9 protein-coding genes are annotated in these 17338 nt (G+C 45.8%); 4 read left to right on the plus strand and 5 right to left on the minus strand.

Annotation, left to right across the window (positions count from 1 at the left end; all coding sequences use genetic code 11):
- Positions 1-78: 78 nt before the first annotated feature.
- The 3 genes from A2517_RS10465 to A2517_RS10475 form a co-directional block, all read right to left on the minus strand.
- A complete protein-coding gene (locus tag A2517_RS10465) occupies positions 79-1257 on the minus strand; it encodes a hypothetical protein (protein WP_294896790.1) in 1179 nt (392 codons plus the stop codon).
- A 122-nt stretch (positions 1258-1379) separates the two neighbouring features.
- Entirely contained in the window at positions 1380-3230 is a 1851-nt protein-coding gene (locus tag A2517_RS10470) for a sensor histidine kinase (RefSeq protein ID WP_294896791.1), read from the minus strand.
- Complete coding sequence (locus A2517_RS10475) at positions 3227-3916, minus strand: response regulator transcription factor (protein ID WP_294896792.1); 690 nt, start codon at positions 3914-3916, stop codon at positions 3227-3229. The genes A2517_RS10470 and A2517_RS10475 overlap by 4 nt, the downstream gene beginning before the upstream one ends.
- A 149-nt stretch (positions 3917-4065) precedes the next feature.
- Here A2517_RS10475 and A2517_RS10480 point away from each other — a divergent pair, with 149 nt between their 5' ends.
- The 4 genes from A2517_RS10480 (at position 4066) to A2517_RS10495 (ending at position 15267) form a co-directional block, all read left to right on the plus strand.
- Positions 4066-5739, plus strand: coding sequence for a ShlB/FhaC/HecB family hemolysin secretion/activation protein (locus A2517_RS10480; RefSeq protein ID WP_294896794.1), 1674 nt, complete (start codon positions 4066-4068; stop codon positions 5737-5739).
- A 14-nt stretch (positions 5740-5753) separates the two neighbouring features.
- Positions 5754-13661: a YDG domain-containing protein gene (locus A2517_RS10485; protein WP_294896796.1), complete on the plus strand. Its 7908-nt coding sequence runs from the start codon at positions 5754-5756 to the stop codon at positions 13659-13661.
- Positions 13662-13743: 82 nt separating this feature from the next.
- Positions 13744-14541 (plus strand): peptidyl-prolyl cis-trans isomerase, encoded by a 798-nt coding sequence (locus A2517_RS10490; RefSeq protein WP_294896798.1) that lies wholly within the window; start codon positions 13744-13746, stop codon positions 14539-14541.
- A 15-nt stretch (positions 14542-14556) separates the two neighbouring features.
- Complete coding sequence (locus tag A2517_RS10495) at positions 14557-15267, plus strand: SapC family protein (protein WP_294896800.1); 711 nt, start codon at positions 14557-14559, stop codon at positions 15265-15267.
- A gap of 33 nt (positions 15268-15300) precedes the next feature.
- Here the strand turns inward: A2517_RS10495 and A2517_RS10500 are convergent, their stop codons facing one another.
- Both A2517_RS10500 and A2517_RS10505 read right to left on the minus strand, forming a co-directional pair.
- Positions 15301-16077, minus strand: a complete 777-nt coding sequence (locus A2517_RS10500) for a polysaccharide deacetylase family protein (protein WP_294896801.1) — start codon at positions 16075-16077, stop codon at positions 15301-15303.
- Entirely contained in the window at positions 16074-17333 is a 1260-nt protein-coding gene (locus A2517_RS10505; RefSeq protein WP_294896802.1) for an NAD(P)/FAD-dependent oxidoreductase, read from the minus strand. The genes A2517_RS10500 and A2517_RS10505 overlap by 4 nt, the downstream gene beginning before the upstream one ends.
- Positions 17334-17338: the final 5 nt, after the last annotated feature.

Consider the following 17338-nt stretch of genomic DNA (forward strand, 5'->3'; position numbering starts at 1 on the left):
TCTCCTAATGGATTGTAGTGGAAGTATTGTATTCGAGGTAGTGTTAATAGTCCATTAAGGACATCGATTTAGAAGAGATTATTCACTCTCTTTCGGTGACTTGAACGATTTCACATCGATGCGACGAGGAGCACGTTTCGGTGCAGCAGGTGCTTCAGAGGGTTTTCGATCTTGGTAAGGTTTTTTGTCTCCAAACGGCTTTTTGTCGCCGTAAGGCTTCTTGTCTCCGAACGGTTTTTTATCTCCGTAAGGTTTTTTCTCACCAAAGGCAGGTTTGTCACCGTATGGCTTCTTGTCACCAAACGGTTTCTTATCTCCGTAAGGTTTTTTCTCACCAAAGGCAGGTTTGTCGCCGTATGGTTTCTTGTCTCCAAACGGTTTTTTATCTCCGTAAGGTTTTTTCTCACCAAAAGCGGGTTTGTCACCGTATGGCTTTTTATCACCAAATGGTTTCTTCTCTCCGTAAGGCTTTTTCTCGGCAGAGCTTTTTTCCTTATCACCGAAGAATTTCGGCTTGCTGCTGTAAGGGGTTTTGGTTGCTTTTTCGGCATCGGAACGGGGTGTTCCGTCGATGTAGTGGTTTCGCTCGCGGGTTTTACCTTCGAAGATCGGTTTACCGCTGTCATCTTTACCGACAAAGCGAGGTTTGGCGTTGTGCTGTTTTTTAGCCATAAAACCATCCCCTTCATTGCGTGGAGGGCGTTTATCGCCGCGTGAATCCTCACGAAGACGCTCAGGACGGGTGTCACGAACCGGCTTTTTATCACGATTTCTCGGATCTGCCGCATCACGCGCTTCACGCTCATCGCGGCGAGCTTTTGCTTCGGCTTTTTGCTGATTGTCCACGGCAATACCGAAGTCAGGTTCAAACCCTTTTACTACCTCTTGGGTAATGGTTCGTCCGTTGAGCAATTCGATAGGGTAGAGTCGTTTCTGATCCTCTTCATCGAGGGTGATGAGGGCATACTCTCTCGCTCGTGCATATCGTGACATATAGACGATCGCTTTTTCCGGGAGATCATAGCTGATGAGTACTTCACATCGCAGATCAGGGGTTTGTGCCAGCTCGGCATCACTTAAAACGGTGATATTTTTTCCGGCAAAGATAGTTGGAAGCTCTCCGGCTTCAGTGGAGGTGACAACAAGAATGCTTTTTCCGGCATTGCGTTCGATTAAAAAATGGATCAGTTCATTTTTAAGTGGACGATTACATGGGTGGATACGGTGATTTTGGCGTTTGATAGGTGTCGATGACATAAAAAGTCCTTGGATACATAAGCCTCATACATGAGGTGGGGATAAGCGGTCGGTGAAGAGTCTCAAGCGTAGACCGAAAACGCAAATGATTATGGAATTATAGCGTATTTATGCAATGCAAATTATTTAGGCAAAATGATCGTAAATTGTGCTCCCTCGTGAGTATTGTTTGCACTCAAAGTTCCACCAAGTTTTTCAATCATGTTTTTAGCCATGTAAAGACCGATTCCTGAACCATTAGTCCGAGTAGAAAAAAACGGCTCAAAAATTTTATTAATCGGGCTGACTTCGATTCCTCCTCCGTTATCCTGAATGGTCAGTATCGCTTTATCATCATGTATACAGGTAGTAATAATAATGGATCTCACTTTATCATTATTCCGTTCGATCAAAATATTTTTTGCATTGAGAAGAATATTCATCACTACTTGCGATAAAAGGTTCCGTTCACTTGTAATTATAAGGGTTTTTGCCGGATTGAAACGTATTTGTATCTGCTGATTTCTCATGGTATCTTGTAAAAAATGGAGGATGGTATCTATTTGTTCATTGACGTCAAATTGTTCTTTGCCCTTAGATGAGTTAATGAAGAAGTCTTGCAGCGTATCGATCGTGTTGGACAGATTTTTTAAAACAGCAGAGGAGGACAAACACGATTCTATTAATTCATCATGTGAAATGGAATCGTATTTGAGTTTGGCTTCAACATTGGAGATAATAGCTCCCAGCTTATTGAGCGGTTGTCTCCACTGATGTGCGATGTTTCCGGTCAATTCACCGATCACTTTTTGTCGTGATTTCATGATAGCAAGCCGTTCGTTTTTGAGATTCTCTTCTTGGAGAATACGGATGCGATAGGCAAGGGCGAATGAAAGCATGATAAGCTCCCATGCCATGGCAAAATTACTTAGGTTCATGCTCCAAATGCTATAACTTATTCCTTCTCCCTGTGTCATTAGCGAAAAGCATACAAAAAGAAAATTGCTAACTCCCGTCGCTATAAGATAATAGAGTGCCGGTTTAAATCCGCTAATGTAGCTTTTAATCCCAACAAAGATTGAAACTATCATAAACAGTTGTACGGAAAGAACAAAAAGGGGTTTCGCAACCCCTATTAAATAAAGAACTGCAAAAATGGAGTGAAATAGCAAAAAGAAGTATAGAAATAATTTGAGCCTATTATGCCGTTCTTTTAGTTTGAGAAAATAAATCATAAAAAATGTAAGTCCAGCAAGCTTTAGGAATACGGCGATTGTAAAGTAAATATGCGCATACTTTACATCCAGAAAAGGGATGATCGGTACGTATCCGAGTCCTACGATATTAAGACCCAAAAAACCCACAATATAGACGCAGTAGAATAGGTATGCTTGATCTTTTGTAATAAGATATAAAAAGAAATTATAAATAGTAAAGGCAAAAGAGATAGCACCGGCGAAAATCATAAAAAAATAGAGTAGCTTCCAATCACTATCTACTTCGATCATATCGCCAAATGTAAATGCAGTATAGAGAGGACTTTTGCTATTTAGTTGTAACAGATATATAAGTTTTTTTGGACTTTTTTTTAGCTCAAACCTGATTGGAAATGTTTTTACGATTCTTTGCTCTATCGGAGTAAAATAGCCGCTCTTTTGGAAACTAATTAGCTTGCCATTATCATAAACAAATAACTCTTGATAGCCTGCAACAAAATTTTTTGAATCTAAATAGATCTCTTTCTCAGAGTTGTTAGCGACTTCAAAGAAAAACCAATACGTATAATGATCGAAACCGAAACTTTTGGCTTGTTTTGGGAGTGTTGTGATATTTCCCTTTTGGGCGATTATATATGCTTCATTCGAAGAAATATTTTTATCTGTCTTGAAATATCCCGATTTGTAGACGGTGATTTGGGGATCCAATACTTCTATGGAGTCAAAAGCAAATGCAAAATTGAGAAATAAAAAAAGAGATAAAAAGAGGTGCTTCATCGCGAAATATTAAGCTTCCAACCGCTCCCTTTTACCGATACGATCAAGTCAAACCCTATTTTGTTTCTGAGTCTATTGAGCAGATTTTTGAGTGCCGATTCACTGACATCTTCATGTATCCAAATATGCCTTATCAGTTCATCTTTTTCGATTACCTGATCTTTGTTGCTAATAAACAGTTTTAGAAGCGTTTTTTCTTTTTTCCCCAATGCGATGAGTTGGGTCTCTTTGAAAAGCTCTTCTGTCAGAGAATTATAAATAAGCCCGTTTTGAAAAGTGAAGATTTGCCTTTTTACGGACATTTTCGGGAGTACTTTTCGGAAAGCATCCAGCAGTGTTTCGAGTTCGATGGGTTTGATGATGTATCCGTCGATTTGAGCATTGGCGGCTTTGAAAAGTATGTTTCGATCCGAATAGGCACTTATGGCAATAATGGGAATACTCTGATTTTTCATCCGTATCATATAAAACAGTTCAATCCCACCTACTTTCGGCATCTCAAGGTCACTCAAAATAATATCGGGTCGTTCGTCTTCATAAAGCTCATACGCTTTTTCTACAGATTTAGCGGTTAACACTCTTTTAAAAAAGATACTTAATAATAGAGCGATTTGCTCCAATACCAAAGGGTCGTCTTCGACCAATAAAATGGTCATTTTTTTAAAAATCTGTAAATCTTTTTCCAATGATTTTCTTTATTTTTTAGGTTGTTTAAAACTATAGCACAGAAAAGTCCCGTTCGAGTCCCGTAAATATTCCCATTTTCAAACCGATCAGGGACTGCCGGAGAGGTAAAATTATCAAAGCCCTATTATTCCATTATCAAGGTTATAAAATGTTAATCATTAGAAATATTTCATTATTATCTCTAAGTGCAATGGCTTGTTTGGCCGCTGTTCCGGATGCCGGATCCATTTCAAGCGATATTCAAAAACAGCTTGATTCCAGCGTAAAACATCCAGCCACACCGTTGCAAATCGGCGAAAAAAAAGAAGATATCCGTCCCTTTGATATTGGAACCAGAGTGATGGTTCGTTCCTTTAAAATCACCGGAAATACCCTGATCTCTTCCGAAGAGCTCTCTTCGGTGGTTTCGCACTTTATCGGAAAAGAGCTCAGCTTCACGCAGCTCGAAGATGCGGCACGCGCCATTGCCGATTATTATCGGGAAAAAGGGTTCTCGGCGAGAGCATTTCTCCCTCCTCAGGAGGTGGTAAACGGTCAAATCGAAATCATGGTACTTGAGGGGAAGCTCTCAGCGATTGAGATCGAAGCTGAAACCGCCAAACGCTTTTCTGCTTCCCGAGCCAAAAATATCATTGAAACGGCACATCCGACGGGCAAGGTACTGGAGATCGACAAGCTTCAGCGCGGGCTATTGATCCTGAATGATACTCCTGGGGTGACTTCCGCCAGCCGTCTCGAAGCAGGGGCAGGTGCCGGGGACAGTAAGCTTCGGGTCAAACTTCAAGACGCCCCTTTGATAAATGGGGTATTTTTGGGTTCGAACAGCGGTCAGCGCAGTACGGGGCGTAATCAGGGGATTGTATCGGCGGGGATCAATTCTCCCTCAGGGATCGGCGATCAAATCACACTTCAGTCGATGGTGACACATGGGATACGTTACGGCAAGCTCGGCTATACGATTCCATTAGGTGCTTCGGGTGCGAAAATCGGAGCAAGTTATTCAGCTATGTCGTATTATGTTGTTTTAGGACCTGAAGCAACTGGAACAGCGACAACCGCAGGAGTGAATTTTAGCTATCCTATCCTCCGCTCCGGAACTAAAAATCTTACTTTTAATTCCGCTTTGGACAAAAAAGATTATGCCAACTATTCCGCAGGTACACTCATCAGTGACAAAACGGCACATGTTTTTTCAAATGGATTGACGTATACGAAATTTGATACATCCGGACAAACTTCGCTTGGATTTACTTATACATTGGGTTATATAAATCTCAAAGACAACGAATCCGATTATCTCGCCGATCAGCAGACCAAACGCTCGCACGGACGCTATTCCAAACTCACCCTTAACGCATCGCGAAATCAGATGCTAAATGAGACCACCTTTTTGAGTACCAATTTTACGGCTCAAAAAAGCAGTAAAAATCTTGATTCAGGCGAAAAGATGTATCTTGGAGGTTCGAGCGGAATCCGAGCATACCCATCCAACGAAGGGGGCGGAGATGAGGGATATATGATTTCCCTTGAACTTTCCAAATCGTTTGCAAACAATTTCGCCGGAAGCGTCTTCTACGATTACGGACGTATCAAACAAAACCGCGATCTTTACAACGGCGCGTTAACAACGTTGAACCCTTATAACATCTACGATCTCAAAGGATGGGGATTAAGTACGACCTATACCCAAGGGACAATGAGCATCAAAGGCTCCGTTGCGTGGCGAGTGGGAACCAATCCCAACACACAAGCAGATGGCAGTGATAATGACGGAACCAAAGAGGCCGCCCGCGTATGGGTATCCCTGTCAAAAGCATTTTAAAAGAGGAATAGACGATGAAATTTTATCAGGAATATAAAAACGCTTTTCGCATCCTCTCCAAAGGGCGGGTCGTTTTGGACGTATTTTCAAAAGGGATAAAAACGACTGCACTGATCTCTACAGTTGCGGCAAGCGCCTTAATGGGAGATGTGTCAACAACAGCTTTGCCTACTGCTCCCAATATAGTGCAGGGAAACATCAACATTCAGACCAATACCGCTAACATGCTCATCAACCAATCCACCAATCAGGGGATCATCAACTGGGGAACGTTTAATATCGGTTCTGCCGCAAGCGTCCGTTTCAACCAGCCTAATGCCTCTTCCTCAACCCTCAACCGTGTCGTCGGTAACGAAGTGAGTAACATCGCCGGTTCACTCAGTGCTACAGGTAAAGTCATTCTCATCAACCCCAACGGCGTCATTTTCGGTAACGGTTCACGGGTGGACGTCGGAGGGATCGTCGCATCTACCATGAACCTCTCAAACGAGAACTATCTGAACAATACTCTGCGATTTACACGGGACGGTTCTACCGGCACCATCACCAACCGAGGGACGATTCGTGCTGAGGATGCAGGCTATGTCGCCCTCTTGGCTCCCGAAGTGATAAATGAGGGGGTTGTTATCGCACAAAAAGGCTCTGCTATATTTGCTTCGGGCGATGCCATCACTCTCAGCGCCGATAATGCCGGACTTCTCAGCGTCACGGTCGATGCCGCGACGGTTAATACACTGATTGAGAACAAAGCTCTCGTGCAAGCCGACGGCGGTGTGGTCTATATGAGCGCCAAGGCGGCAAGCGATGCGTACTCTGCAACGATTAGTAACACGGGAACTATTCAAGCCAACAGCCTCGAAGAAAAAGATGGCAAGATTATCCTCTTTGCCTATAATGGGACGATGAACGTCGATGGAACGATCATAGCCAAAGGGGGCTTTGTCGAGACGAGCGGTGAGAATGTTCACATCGCGGATACGGCGAAAGTTACTACACTTACAGATAACGGCAAAGCAGGTACTTGGCTTATCGACCCGACCAACTTTACTATTTCAGCAGGAAGTGGGGCACAGACCACAAGCGGTATCGGTGCTGATACGCTTCAGACGAACCTTGCAGGTGGTAACATAGCTATCGCCACAGATGCTACGGCAAACGGCTCAGACCTCGGTGATATCATCATCAATGCACCGCTTAGCTGGTCGGCAAACACTCTCACCCTCTCCGCCCATCGTCATGTTCTGGTGAACAATGTCGTCACGGTCTCAGGCACGGGCGGGCTTACGGTGACGACAAATACGAGCGGTGCGACGGGTACGAGCATGGGATATTTGCAGACCAAGCGAAACGGTACGACCGACTTTACGGGCAAGATCAACTGGAGCAGTAGCGCAAGCCCCACGATCAACGGCGAGACCTATACGATCATCAACTCTCAGGCGGATTTGGAAAATATCAGCGGTTCGACCAAATACGCTTTGGGCTCAAATTTGACACTATCGGGGACTTGGACACCGCTGACGTCAACCACCCCTTTTAGCGGCAAACTTGACGGTTTCGGGCATACGATAAGCAACCTTTCGATAACGGGTGGAGCCCAATACAGCGGGCTTTTTGCCAAAGCGGACGGCATAACCTTGCAAAACATCGGACTCACAAACTCCACCTTGATTGTCGGGGACAATTCAGGCGGTTTTGTGGGTGATATAAGTACCAGTGCAACCGCAAACTATTTTAGAAATATATTCAACTCCTCCTCCGTATCTGTCCAAGGCGACAACAGTACAAATCATAAAACCAAAATAGGAGGCTTTGTAGGGTCTGGACTCTATTCTAATAGTACAGATGGAGGCGGAAATCCGATTTATACGGGTTATATTTACGCCGTCGATAGTGCCAATGCCGCCACGGTAAGTGCTACAAATAGCAATTCCTATACACTCTATGGTGGAATAGGCGGATTTTTTGGCAATATCGGCGGATATGTCTATCTCTCAAACCTCACAAACAGCGGTCAAGTCGTCTCCGGTCATCTAAGCAACAGTCAATCGACTGCAAGCAACACCCTTGGACATACAGTAGGGGGTATTGCTGGTTATATTAACCTATCAAAAGTCGTATCTTTAAACAATCTAACCAATAGCGGTTTAATATCAGGAACAGGCAATGTCGGAGGTATTGTTGGTATTGCACAAGCGAGTTACTCAGGGGGAAGCGCAAGCGGTACAAAGCTCAAAAATTCAGGAAATATTTTTAGTACAGGACAATCGGGCGGGATTGCAGGGGGTATTTCATCATATACGGCAAATATCGATCTTAGCTATCTTTCCAATACTGCTCAAATAACAAGCCATGCATCTACTGGAGGATTGCTTGGTAATGCCACGGCTTGGAACGGTACGATAACCATTAGCAATGCTTACAATAGTGGAGCGGTAGCAGGCGTAGGTTATGACAAAATCGGTGGACTTTTTGGGGCTTTGTCTTCCAATCAAGGGATAACGCTCACCTACGCTTACAATAGCGGCAGTGTGACGGGAAATCAGTATATCTCTGGAATCACTGCAACTAATGACAACGGCGGGACGACGACTTTTCAAGAGGTGTACAATACTGGTACAATCAGTGGTCAAACTGATGTTTCTGGGATAATTGCTCTTAGAAAGACAGACTACGGTACTTCTGCAAATTATATGTTTGATAAGGTTTTTGTCCGCTCTGGTTCTGTCATAAAGGCTGGCACATCCTATGCTGATGACGCACTAAACTATAATACCACTAGCTGCGTAAGCCATGCTACTATAAGTAGCGGTTCTACCTACGGTGCCAAGAGCTCCACGCAGCTCCAAAGTATCACAGGACTAGGCTTTACCTCTAGCAAATGGTATGAGTCGGGTTCTGCTCCTATCACCTTGCAGGGATTTACCATCCCCATCACCATCACATTGGGAGCTTTGAGTAAAACCTACGGCGATGTAAATCCAACCATTACCTATAGTGATGCATACATTTCAGGAATCACTTGGGGAAGCGCCATCACACAGTACTCTAATGCAGGGACATACGGCTACACGACGGCAAATATGTTCACCCCTACTTACGCAAGCGGAAGTTCAAGCGACTATGAGATCACTTGGGCTACGACAAATAGTTTCACGATTAACCCCAAAGCGGTGAGTTTATCCGGTACAATGGTTTATCAAGGCAGCACAACATCGCTTGGCGCGAGTTTAAGCGTATCCAACGCTGTAAACGGTGATGTAGTGACAGTCACGAACGGCGGTAGTGCAGGGCTTTCCGGTAAAAATGTCGGTACTCAAACTTTGAGCGATTTTACTTCACTATCTCTCAGCAATGCAAACTATACGCTTACGGGTGCAAGCGGCTCGGTTTCGATTACCGCACGACTGATTACGATTTCTACGTCGAATGTCACCAAGACTTATGACGGTACGACAACGGCAAGCGGTACGTTGACAAGCAATGCTCTGACGCAAACGACGGGATTGGTTCCGGGTGATACTTTGTCAGGTGGGACATTTGCATTTACCGATAAAAATGCAGGGGCGGGCAATAAAACGGTCACTCTCAGTGGTGTTACCATCAGCGACGGCAATAGCGGAAACAACTATGCCATTATTTACACTAACAATACCACCAGTACTATCAACAAAGCGACATTGAGTGTCACAGGGTCAAAAGTATATGACGGTACCTCTGCATTTACGAGTGGACTTACCCTTGGGGGATTTGTCGGAAGTGAGACGGTAGGTTACAGCACGGCTACGGTTAATAACTACCATGTTGCTACAGCCAATAAGTATCTCTCAAGCATTACATTGACAGATGGGACAAATGGAGGATTGGCGAGTAACTATCAGATAGGAGGAAGTTACGGAGCTGGGACAAACGCTATCACTATCACGGCGAAAACATTGACACCGACTATCAGTAATACCGGCGTCACCAAAGTCTATGACGGTGATACAACAACCGCCATGACGCCGACCTATACTTTCAGCGGTCTGGTGAGCGGCGATACGGGTGCAGCTCTAAACCATACGGCTAAAGCCTATAATGATAAAGATGTCCCCGATGCCAATCAAATCACCGTAAGCGGACTCTCGATTGCGACTATCACCGGTAGCAATAGCTCGGCGGCAAGCGATTATGTGTTAGATGCTACTTCTAAAACGGTTGCTGCGACCATCACCCAAAAAACCGTCTCCCTTAGCTCAGTCAACATTGCCGATAAGGTTTATGACGGTACCACTGCCGGAACGAGTGTGGTTAGCTCTACCTTTACGGGAGGAGTAAGCGGAGACGATGTCAATGTTAACGGTGCACTGGAAGATTTTTCCGCTAAAGATGTCGGAACGTACAGTATCTCTATTACCGGACTTGCATTGACAGGTATGCAAGCCGGAAACTATATCCTCTCAAGTACCACCGCAACTGATAATAGCGTTGCCATTACTCCTAAAACGGTGACCCTTAGTGCCTCTAAAGTCTATAACGGAACCACAAATCTTAGTGGGGCTGTTACCCTTGGCGGATTTATCGGGAGTGAAACACTTAACTATACCGGAGCTACGGCAAACAGCGCTCACAATGTAGCAGGCAATTATATCAGTGCTATCACCTTGACCGATGGTACAGGCGGGGGAGTCGCAACCAACTACGCTCTTCCAACGCTCAATAATGCCAATGCTCCGGTTACGATCACGCCGGTGACGCTTACGGCGGCTCTTTCCAACACAGCCGTGACCAAAGTGTACGATGGCGGGACAGCAACAAGCATAACACCGACCTACACCATCACAGGATTTATCGCAAACGACAGTGCCGCAACGATCGCCCATACGGCTAAATCTTATAACTCCAAAGATGTTCTTACCGCTGAGAGTGTGACCGTTAGCGGACTTTCTCTCTCCGGTATTACCGGGTCGAATAGCTCTATCGCCGCTGACTACGTCTTGGCAAATAACTCACTTTCTACCAGTGCAACCATTACCGCTAAAAGCTTGACAGTCTCAGGACTGGTTGCAGACAATAAAGTGTATGATGGAACCACAACCGCAACCCTGAGTAACTGGGGAAGCGTTTCAACAGGTGTCGGAAGTGAAACATTGGCGCTTAATCATGATACGGCAACGTTTAGTGATAAAAATAAAGCGAACGGGAAAACCGTTACCGCGACAGGATACAGCTTAGTAGACGGTTCAAACGGAGGGGTAGCTAGTAACTACACCCTCTCAAGCACAAGTGGCACGACAACCGCTGATATCACAGCACGAACAGTGACTTTATCCGGAAGTACGGGGGTGACAAAAACTTACGATGCTCTCACGACAATGCCGCTGGGAAGTGACGGGTATGGCACTATCGGTAACGGTGTCACGGGAGATGATCTTTACGTCAACGGAGCACCAGTATTTGATTCAGCAGGGGCTGGAAGTAAAACCGTTTTGGTTGGAAGTGTAGTCCTTGCAGGTACGGATGCAAACAATTATGCCCTCAACTGGAGCAACGGAAGCGGGACGATTAACAAAGCGATCCTTACGGTTACCGCCAACAACGATGCGAAGTTTGTCACTCAAAATGATACGGTAAACTTTGCGGGTGTAAGCTACGGTGGATTTGTAAACGGTGAGGGAATCGGGGCATTGACTACAACCGGATTGAGTGTTGTACGAACGAATAACTCACAACAAGCCGCTGGAGCTTATAGTGGCGTTCTTCAAGCAAGCGGATTGAGCGCAAGCAACTACCAGTTTGACTATGTCAATGGTGATTACACTATCGTTCCGGCTGATCAGCTTCTGGTGCGTGTTGCCAATGCATCATCTACGTACGGAACCAATGCGCAATACACTATCACTAGCGCCCAGTATCTTGACGGGTCAAATCAAATCATCAGTTTGAGTAATCCGACCATTACCAATAATAGCACGACCTTTGGTTACTCCGACGGCTCAGGTGGAACGGCTGCCTTTACGTTGGGAGCACTCAATGCTTCCCAAAGCACAGCTGGGAAACTCAATGCCGGAAGCTATCAATTGGGGGCAACCGACGTCACTGAAACAAGTGCTAACTTTAGTAATAACCTTGTAGTAGTAGGAAATCTGGCAGTCAGCCAAAAAGCGGTAACCGTATCAGCGAGCAGCGTTTCCAAAGTCTATGATGGAACCGTGAGCTTGAATAACCTCTCCTTGGGACTGTCAGGGGTTGAAACGGGGGATACGGTCACCATCGGCGGAAACGGTAGCTTTTCGGGGAAAAATGCGGGGATCAATAAAGCATACAGTGTTAGTTCTTTAACGCTCGGATCAACCGACAGCGGCAACTATTACCTGAGCGGCGGAAATTCCATGAGCGGAAACGACGGGGAAATCACTAAAAAAGCAGTGACACTCAGTGCGGCGAAAACGTATGATGGAACAACTGATTTAACGGGCAAAGTCACACTTGATACGGGCGTGACGGTTAACGGTTTAACGGAAACACTGACGTATAGTGGAGCAACTGCGAACAGTGCAACTGTCCCTAATAATAGTACGAACTATATCGATGCGATCACGCTTGCAGACGGTACCAATGGCGGAACAGTAAGCAACTATCAGTTACCTACTCTTAATCACACCAATGCTCCGGTGACTATTGCGAAAAAAACGCTCACTGTCACTCCTGATGATCAGGAAAAAATCGTAGGACTTGAAGACCCGACGTTTACCTACACGGCAGAAGGGTTTGTATCGGGAGAAGACGAGAACGTCCTGAACGGAGCGCTCTCCAGAGAGCAGGGTACTACGTCTGGAGATTATGCAATCACGGCGGGTACGCTGAGTGCAGATAACTATGCGGTACAGCTCACGCCGGCGAAAATGACCATCAAATCGACCTTTATACCGCCGGTTCCTCCAACCATCCCAACCCCTTCTGTACCCGGCGGAGGGACAGGGCTCGGAGGCGGATTTAATGGAGGTACGGGAACAGGAACCGGAACTGGATTTGATGGAGGCACGGGTCTCGGAGGAGGATTTGGCGGAAGTACTGGAAGCGGTACAGGAACAGGCACCTCAGGTAATAACGGTACATCTACCGGAACGGGTGGCGGAAGCTCCGGCGGCAGTTCAACAGACGGTCCGCCTATCGGAAGCGGGAACGGCGGCAGCGGTACAAGCGGTGGGGGAACGTCCACAGAAGGGGAGAACGGAACCGGTACCGGAACGAGCTGGTGGCAATCGCTCTTCGGAGGTGGAGAAAATCCTAACCCGACCAACGGCAGCGGATCGGGTAATGGCGGTAGTGGAACCACTACAGGAACAGGCACCTCAGGTAATAACGGTACATCTACCGGAACGGGTGGCGGAAGCTCCGGCGGCAGTTCAACAGACGGTTCGCCTATCGGAAGCGGGAATGGCGGCAGTACGGAAGGCTCAACAACAGGTTCTAATGCTTCTGAAGCTTCCAAAGGACAAAGTGACGGATTAAACAATGTCGCCGGTGAGCCGAAAAGTACCGAAAAAGCAAGCTTTAACGGTATTAGTGTAGGCACTACCCAGTCCGGAAAAGAGGTAAAAGCGATCATTATTCAAGGTGCTTCTACATCGCCGACTCCAGTGACGATGCTTGTCAGCATCAGAGCAGGCGAGGGCTTTCGCTTCTCGTTACCAAGCGCCACGGTAAAACAGGTTGCACAAAGTATGGGATCAAATGCATCGCAATCGCAAATTACAGGAGTAAGTCTATCAGACGGCAGAGCATTGCCGTTATGGCTCAGCTTTGATATCGACACGATGAGCTTTAGCTCGGCAAATGTACCGGCAGGAGGGTTACCGTTAACAGTAAAAGTGATAGTCGCCAACAACGGTATGGCAAAAATTATCGAAGTGGTCTTGAAAAACGACGGGGGAATTTGATATTCTCCCTTGCCTTCCAAAATACAAAAGATTACAATACACCGAAGCTATCGGTATCTATTCACCACATAAAAGGGCTCTTATGAAAATTCTCACTAAATCGTTTCAACTTTGTATGGGGGCGGCAGTCGCCGCAGTACTTCTTTCTTCTTCGGTATATGGCCGCGACGTTTCTCCAAAAGAGTACGAAATCTTTGCGGCTGAAAACCTCCGCGCCGATTTCAATACACTCTCTAAAGAGGTTCAGAATAAAATCAGACAGGACTATGACAATAAAATCAAACTGGCGACAATCATTCGTAAACAGCAGTATGAAGATCCGATCTATCAGGCAGCACTCGATTTCAGGGCGCTTGATCTGTGGAGCAATCGGATCGCTTCCAAAGTTGATATCGGCGACGAAAAACTCAAAGCGTTCTACGGCAAGCAAGAATTTACAATAGCTCCGAAATACAAACTCCGTAACATTCTTGTAAAAACCGATGAAGAAGCCTCCGCAATCGTAGCTGAACTCTCTAAATACACCGGAGATGAACTGCAAAACAGATTCATTGCTTTGGCTAAAGAAAAATCGATCGATCCTGCAACCAAAGATAAAGAGGGTGATAGTGGATGGATAGACGTCTCTACGATGCCCAAAGATATGTTCGAACGTATCCAAGGCGCTTCAACACTCTCCTTTGTTCGTATCCCGTCCATCCCGGATCTCGGAACCCATATCCTGCTCATTGAAGATATGCAGCCTGAACATAAAGCCAGCTTCGAAGAAGCTAAATCATACCTTGCACAAATGATCATTCAAAGTGAAATTGCAAAAGAGGCGAAGGTATTGCTTGATAAAGAAGCAAGCGCTTTCAAAACCAATAAGTCAAAAAAATAATTATCAAGGATATCAATGTTTAAAAATGTAACTCCGCTGAATAAAGACGAACACGCTAAACTCAAATTTGATAAATCGAATACTTTTGAATTTGCTAAAGAGATGGCTCATACTCTGCTGGCTGTCGGAGAATACTTCCACGCCTGCAAAAGTCAGCCGATTCTTTTCGCACTATCGGGTGATACTATTGCCAGTATTGCCCTTATGGGGCTTAAAGAGGGAAGAAACCTATTTGTAGATAAAAAATCGAACTGGTATTCAGCGGAATACTGCCCCTTTAGCCTCCGTCGCTACCCGTTCATCTATATCGAAACCATCAACCCCGAACAACCGCTGCAATCAACGATGATCTTGGGATTTGACAGCGATTCCAAAGCGATCAATACCAAAAAAGGGGAATCTTTATTTACCACCGAAAATGAGCCTTCTCAATTAACTCAGAATATCATCCAGACCTTAAACGTTTTTCAAGCAGATATGGCTAATACGATCGTATTTACCAATAAACTTAAAGAACTTGAATTGCTTGAACCTTTTAATGCCGAAATGGTTGCAAATCAGCAAGGATATAAAATCGAAGGCTTCTTGCGGGTAAATGAAGAGAGGTTCAAAGCTTTGCCGAACGAGATCAAAATTGAACTAATCGATAACGGTATGTACAACCTGATTGTCGCTCATCTGCTTTCGCTCTCAAATTTTGAAAAGCTGGCAGTATTTTCGATCTAGAGCTATCTTCCCTTTTTGCTACGGATAAATAATTTATCGGTACGCTTTAACCTCTAATAATTCATCAAGGCGTTGAAAGGTATATCCTTGTTTTTTGAGCTGCTCGATGATGTTCGAGAGCGATGCGACACTGGTACGATTTCGATGCATTAGGATAATATCGCCGTTTCGGATATTGCTGAGGACATTATGGACGACGGCATCGGGATCTTTGAGCGTCCAGTCGAGGGAATCGAGTGACCAAAGGAGGGTCGTCATCCCTTGTTGGTTCACGCAATCGACAACCAGAGGATTGATAGAACCATAAGGGGGACGGCAGAGGAGGGGATAGTGTCCGGTAATTGTTTCAATCCTCCCTGCGGCGCGATCTAACTGAGAGATGATGGCACTCTCATTAAGATCACTCAGGCGTGGATGGTTGAACGTGTGATTGAGAACAAGGTGCCCTTCTCGGTCGGTTCGCTGCACGACGGAGATATTGCCATCTCTCATCGTTCCGCCGATCATAAAAAAAGCGGCTTTGACGTCATGGGTATCTAAAATATCGAGGAGTTTATAGGTGTTGTTCTCATCGGGAGAATCATCGAAAGTAAGGGCAACGGTTTTGTTCTTAGGATTGCCGTTAACCAACACATTTCTATAGGTTCCATTACGGACGGGGGTGATGGTGTCGGTACGCCATTTGTGAAGAAACGTAGTGAGATTGGCATCGAGCAGGGGAGAATCCCCCCGAATTTCATAAAGAGGAGCACATCCGCTAAAAAGAGTAATGTACACAAGGGTGAGGAAAATAATCAGCTGTTTTTTCATAAAATCGGTACTCCTAAATGTCCCGCCACATAGCCGCTGGCAAATGACCATTGGAGATTGTATCCGCCGCATGGGCCGTCGAGATTCATCACTTCGCCGCAAAAATAGAGCCCTGAGAGGATTTTACTCTCCATACTCTCAGGCCGTATCTCTTTGAGCGATACTCCGCCTCGTGTGATCATCGCCATTTTGAAACCGTCATGGCCGATGATTGTGAGGGGTGTCCATGCGAGGAGTTTTAGGAGACGGTCACGTACACTCCCCTCAAGGCGGTTAAACCCTTTCTGGGGATCGGCATCCGCGAGGGTGCAGAGCGCGCGTGAGAGCGATTCGGGGAGGAGGGTCATTATATGGGTTAAAACCGATTGCTCAGGATTGCGATCGATCTCTTTTTTGATATGGGACAATATCTGTTCTTCATTCATCCCTTTGGTCATATTGATCAGAAGAGGGACAGAGCCGAATTTTTCGATCAGAGGGGTGATGTCACGGGAAATATCGAGGACGACGGGACCTCGGATACCGTTTTGGGTGAAAATCAGATCGCCTGATGCACGGATATTTTTGGCCTTAGGGAGATCGACACGAATGTCTACTTTGGGAATCGTATCGGCGCGGCACTCGGCTACCCATGTCTCACGCGTACGTAGCGGCATCATGGCAGGGAAGAGTTCGCTCACTTTGTGTCCGACATCCGAAGCGATGGCGAATCCATCTCCCTCTGCACCTAGCTGAGGATATCCCAACCCTCCGGTAGCAATAATAACGTTGGAGGCGTAAAAGCTCTGATCCGCTGTGCTGACTCCGCAAACATGTTCGCCGTTATGTTCCAGCCTCTCAACCCTAGAATCGGTGATGAGGGTGATATCGAGTCGTGCCATCTCCTCTTCAAGAGCCGTGATGATACTGAGTGAGCTGTGGGAGATAGGAAAGACACGGTAACCATCAGGGGCATGGCTTTCCACCCCGAGTTCGGCGAAAAAAGCGATGAGTGCTTTATGATCGAAGGCACTCAACGCAGGGGTCATAAACCGCCCCTCACGTCCGAAACGAGCCATAAATTCTTCATTGGAGAGGGTATTGGTGAGATTGCATCGCCCGCCCCCCGTCGCTTTGAGCTTTGAGCCTATTTTAGAGAGTTTTTCGAGGAGGAGAACGGTGTTGCCTCGCCGTGCCGCTGTGATGGCGGCGATAAGGCCTGCCGCACCGGCACCGACAACAATCACATCATAATTAGGTTCAGAGGAGTTTTGCATTGCGC

The organism is Sulfuricurvum sp. RIFOXYD12_FULL_44_77 (genome assembly GCF_001830725.1).
Classification (GTDB): domain Bacteria; phylum Campylobacterota; class Campylobacteria; order Campylobacterales; family Sulfurimonadaceae; genus Sulfuricurvum; species Sulfuricurvum kujiense_A.

Excerpts from the sequence above, each read along its gene's own strand:
- A2517_RS10500 (WP_294896801.1), bottom strand. The coding sequence starts at position 16,077 with ATGAAAAAACAGCTGATTATTTTCCTCACCCTTGTGTACATTACTCTT.
- A2517_RS10480 (WP_294896794.1), top strand. The coding sequence starts at position 4,066 with ATGTTAATCATTAGAAATATTTCATTATTATCTCTAAGTGCAATGGCT.
- A2517_RS10490 (WP_294896798.1), top strand. The coding sequence starts at position 13,744 with ATGAAAATTCTCACTAAATCGTTTCAACTTTGTATGGGGGCGGCAGTC.
- A2517_RS10495 (WP_294896800.1), top strand. The coding sequence starts at position 14,557 with ATGTTTAAAAATGTAACTCCGCTGAATAAAGACGAACACGCTAAACTC.
- A2517_RS10465 (WP_294896790.1), bottom strand. The coding sequence starts at position 1,257 with ATGTCATCGACACCTATCAAACGCCAAAATCACCGTATCCACCCATGT.
- A2517_RS10505 (WP_294896802.1), bottom strand. The coding sequence starts at position 17,333 with ATGCAAAACTCCTCTGAACCTAATTATGATGTGATTGTTGTCGGTGCC.
- A2517_RS10470 (WP_294896791.1), bottom strand. The coding sequence starts at position 3,230 with ATGAAGCACCTCTTTTTATCTCTTTTTTTATTTCTCAATTTTGCATTT.
- A2517_RS10485 (WP_294896796.1), top strand. The coding sequence starts at position 5,754 with ATGAAATTTTATCAGGAATATAAAAACGCTTTTCGCATCCTCTCCAAA.